This is a genomic window from Gillisia xinjiangensis, from assembly GCF_046298265.1.
Taxonomy (GTDB): domain Bacteria; phylum Bacteroidota; class Bacteroidia; order Flavobacteriales; family Flavobacteriaceae; genus Gillisia; species Gillisia xinjiangensis.
The window spans coordinates 1-887 of the sequence record NZ_JBKAHK010000030.1 but is presented as its reverse complement, the minus strand read 5'-3'; the positions used below and the strand labels follow the sequence as shown (position 1 = coordinate 887).

1 protein-coding gene is annotated in these 887 nt (G+C 47.7%); it reads left to right on the top strand.

The genetic code is table 11. The annotated features are described in order from the left end of the window. On the top strand, positions 1–887 hold an 887-nt coding region (locus ACKGJN_RS16285), incomplete at both ends, for a hypothetical protein (protein WP_409540621.1).

Here is an 887-nt window from a genome sequence, read left to right as displayed (position 1 = left end):
AAGCCACAGGAACAATCCAGGATGATGATACGGCAGCGGTACAAAGTGTAACGGATGCGACAGAAATAGAAGGCACAGACTTGACCCATACGGTAACGATGACCACGGCTTCGGCTACGGATGAGACCTATGCGTTTAGCGTAACGGATGTGACTGCAACAACTGATGTAGATTATACCGGCACCCCATTGTTCAGCAATGACGTGACTTATGATCCGATCACGATGACCATCACCGTACCTGCAGGGGTAACAGAATTTACGGTTACCTTCCCAGGATTAACAGACTTGTTGGATGAAAACGATGAGACTTATACGTTAAGTGTAGGTGGAATCGAAGCCACAGGAACGATTACGGATGATGATACGGCGGCGGTAGAGGCGATCACGGATGCGACAGAAATAGAAGGCACAGACTTGACCCATACGGTAACGATGACCACGGCTTCGGCTACGGATGAGACCTATGCGTTTAGCGTAACGGATGTTACTGCAACAACTGATGTAGATTATACCGGCACCCCATTGTTCAGCAATGACGTGACTTATGATCCGATCACGATGACCATCACCGTACCTGCAGGGGTAACAGAATTTACGGTTACCTTCCCAGGATTAACAGACTTGTTGGATGAAAACGATGAGACTTATACGTTAAGTGTAGGTGGAATCGAAGCCACAGGAACAATCCAGGATGATGATACGGCAGCGGTACAAAGTGTAACGGATGCGACAGCAACAGAAGGATCTGATTTAGTTCATACGGTAACGATGACCACGGCTTCGGCTACGGATGAGACCTATGCGTTTAGCGTAACGGATGTGACTGCAACAACTGATGTAGATTATACCGGCACCCCATTGTTCAGCAATGACGTGACTTATGAT